The sequence below is a fragment of the Mycobacterium sp. genome, from assembly GCF_044370595.1.
Lineage (GTDB): Bacteria > Actinomycetota > Actinomycetes > Mycobacteriales > Mycobacteriaceae > Mycobacterium.
Window position 1 is genome coordinate 1 of record NZ_JBILVF010000236.1, and the last position, 3,306, is coordinate 3,306.

General features: G+C 67.0%; 4 protein-coding genes. 3 read left to right on the forward strand and 1 reads right to left on the reverse strand.

What is annotated here, in order from left to right; all coding sequences use genetic code 11:
- Window positions 1-569: LLM class flavin-dependent oxidoreductase (locus ADBZ5N_RS18180; RefSeq protein WP_526259882.1), on the reverse strand; the 569-nt coding region annotated here is incomplete at its 3' end.
- A gap of 247 nt (window positions 570-816) precedes the next feature.
- Between ADBZ5N_RS18180 and ADBZ5N_RS18185 the strand changes: the two genes are divergently transcribed.
- The 3 genes from ADBZ5N_RS18185 to ADBZ5N_RS18195 form a co-directional block, all read left to right on the forward strand.
- Complete coding sequence (locus tag ADBZ5N_RS18185; RefSeq protein ID WP_526259884.1) at window positions 817-1,548, forward strand: MBL fold metallo-hydrolase; 732 nt, start codon at window positions 817-819, stop codon at window positions 1,546-1,548.
- 29 nt (window positions 1,549-1,577) lie between these two features.
- Window positions 1,578-2,432: an SDR family NAD(P)-dependent oxidoreductase gene (locus tag ADBZ5N_RS18190; protein ID WP_526259889.1), complete on the forward strand. Its 855-nt coding sequence runs from the start codon at window positions 1,578-1,580 to the stop codon at window positions 2,430-2,432.
- Window positions 2,433-2,613: 181 nt separating this feature from the next.
- Window positions 2,614-3,306 (forward strand): type IV toxin-antitoxin system AbiEi family antitoxin (locus ADBZ5N_RS18195; RefSeq protein ID WP_526259887.1); only part of this gene is annotated, 693 nt, incomplete at its 3' end.

The window sequence follows — 3,306 nt, forward strand, 5'->3', positions numbered from 1 at the left end:
TCACCGGCTCGCCCGGCGTACTTGGCGACCAACGGTCCGCCTGCCCCGATGTAGACCGGCACGCCGCCCTTGGGGACGTCATAGATCGAGGCACCCTTCAGGTGGTAGTACTCGCCGTCGAAATCCACCCGCTCGCCCCACCACAGTTCGCGCATCAGCTTCACCGACTCACGCAGTCGGGCGAAACGTTCCTTGAACTCGGGCCACTCGACGACCGACCCGGTGGCGATCTCGTTGAGCGCCTCCCCGGTGCCCACGCCGAGAAAGACGCGACCGGGGTACAGGCAGCCCATGGTGGCGAAGGCCTGCGCGATGACTGCCGGGTTGTAGCGGAACGTCGGGGTGAGCACCGAGGTGCCCAGGACGATGTGCTTGGTGCGCTCGCCGACCGCCGTCATCCATGCCAGAGCGAACGGGGAGTGTCCGCCCTCGTGGCGCCACGGATTGAAGTGATCGCTCACCGAAGCGCTGTCCATGCCGTGCTCTTCGGCGAGCACACCGAGTTCGACCAGTTCGCGCGGGGAGAACTGTTCCGCCGACGCCTTATATCCCAGTTTCAATTCCGCCACACTGTTGTTTCTACTCCACTGGCGGTCAGTGTCGACTGCTTCGCCGAATTGTCACGAAACGTTCAGCGCTGCCCGATCGGCCCTCTTCTGGGCCGCCCGCCATGCCGTCCCGGGTCCGGTTCTTCGGCCGATTCAGCCATCTGGAGTCGCGCGATCGCAAGTTTGATAACCAGATTCGCTCAATCCTGCTGAACGCCGATGACCGCTAGGACGATTGCGGGCCCAAGGTGGTTCCTACACTCAGACGATGCCCCCGGTGCTGACCGCCGTCACCGCCCACGTTCATCTCGCCCGAACCCCGCTGGTGAACTGGACACTGGTCAGCGGCGATTCCGGTGTCATGCTCATCGACGCAGGGTTTCCCGGCAGCCGCGACGACGTTCTACGGTCGCTGAACACCCTCGGGTTCGGCCCGGCGGATGTCCGCGCGATCCTGCTGACCCACGCCCACATCGATCACCTCGGCGCCGCAATCTGGTTCGCCAACACCCACAACACCCCGGTGTACTGCCATCCCGGTGAAGTGGGGCACGCCAAACGCGACTATCTCGAACAGGTCTCACCGATGGCGCTGGCCAGTAAAGCCTGGCGGCCGCGCTGGCTGGCCTGGTCGTTGGAGGTTGCCCGCAAAGGCGGTCTGGTACGCGAGGGCATCCCGACGGTTCAGCCGCTGCGCGATGACATCGCCGCCGGGCTGCCGGGAAGACCCACCGCACTGCCCACCCCGGGCCACACCAGCGGACACTGCTCCTACGTCGTCGATCGCGTGCTGGTGAGCGGCGACGCCCTGGTCACCGGACATCCCCTGCTCGAGCGCAATGGGCCGCAATTGCTGCCGTCGATGTTCCACCACAGCGAATCGGAATGCCGACGCAGCCTGGAGGTCCTGGCCGGCGCCGGCACCGATACGCTGATCCCCGGCCACGGCGATGTGTGGGTCGGTGCCATCCGCGACGCCGTCCGGCAGGCCCGCGCCTAAGGTTCGATCTCGTGACCAAGATCAACCGGGTGGACAACATCAGGGGCGCGACTATCGCCATCACCGGCGCTGCCCGCGGCATCGGCTTCGCCACTGCCGAGGCGTTGCTGGCCCGCGGGGCCCGGGTGGTGATCGGCGACCGGGACGTCGCCCTCGGCGAGTCGGCCGTCGCGAAACTGGGCGCCCTCGGCCCGGTGTCCGGTCATCCCCTCGACGTGACCGACGCGGAGTCGTTCTCGACGTTTCTGGATAAGGCCCGCGCCGACGGCGGCGGGCACGTCGATGTTCTGATCAACAACGCCGGCGTCATGCCCGTCGGCCCCTTTCTGGATCACACCGAGCAGGCCATCCGTAGCGCCATCGAGGTGAATGTCTACGGCGTGATCAACGGTTGCCGGCTGGTGCTGCCCGAGATGGTCAAGCGCCGCCGGGGGCACATCGTCAACATCGCCTCGGTCGCCGGCATGCTGGCCGTGCCCGGCCAGGCACTTTATGCCGGAACGAAGTTCGCGGTTGTGGGCCTCTCGACAGCGCTGGCCGATGAGTACGCCCCACTGGGCGTCGAGGTGAGCTGTGTGATGCCGACGTTCACCAACACCGAACTGATTTCCGGCACCCGCACCGGCGGAACGATCAGGCCGGTGGAGCCCGAGGACATCGCCGCCGCCGTCGTAGGGACCCTTGACAAACCGAAAACCGCTGTGGCAGTGCCGTACCCGATGCGGTTCATCGCCGCTGCGACCGCCTTCCTGCCGCCACGCGGCCGGCGGTGGCTGTCGGCGAAGACCGGTACCGACCGGGTGTTCCTGGAGTTGGACAACGCGGCCCGTGCCGACTACGAGCAGCGGGCGCAGTCTGCGACCGGGGTAATGGACACGGCGTAGCGCCCTCCCCTGCCACGCCCGGCCCCCTTATCCCGGCCCCCAGCCCCCCAGCCCCCAGCCCCCGGGGCGAGCGTGCGTGTCGGGACACCAACACGCCGAGGCAGGTGCGCTGTTTGTGCACGCTGGGTTGTCCACAGGCGTGGCTTTCCAGGAAGCGGTCCGCCCAGCGACCATTTCGGGCGTGCATCCGGAACTCTCAGCGTTGTTCGAACTGCAAGGCGGTGTCGCGACCACCGCACAGATCCTGAGAGTCGTGAGTCGTCGGCACCTGGAGATGATGCTGGATTGCACCGCACTCGAGCGCATTTGGCACGGGGTGTACAGCTGCGGCGGCACGGGTACCGCCCAGCGACTTCGGGGACTGGACCTCACCTGCAACGAGGTGGTGGCGGTATGTCTCGGTACTGCTGCGGCCGCCTACGGTTTCGACACGGAGAACACCGCCGAAGTTCATGTGCTCAACCCGATGGGGCATCAGATCCGATCGGCCGCCGGGCTGGTGGTCCACCGCCGGGAGGGAGCGCCGATGTCACTGGTTTCGGGGCGGCCGATGACAACCCCGTCATGGACGGCCATCGAGGTGGCACGCGCGCTGTCTCGGCGCCGTGCGCTGGCCACCCTCGATGCCGCGTTGCGATCCGGACACTGCAGTGCAGCCGGTCTCGAGAAGGCCGTGCGGGCGCAGTCGGGGCGCAGAGGCATCGTGAAAGTGCGGGCACTACTTGCCATTGCCGATCCTCGAGCAGAGTCGCCGATGGAGAGCGAGGCGCGCCTGGTGATGATCGACGGCGGCCTGCCCGCGCCGGTTCTCCAGTACGAAGTCATCGACTCGGCTGGACAGCTGCGCAGGCTGGACTTCGCATGGCCGGACAAG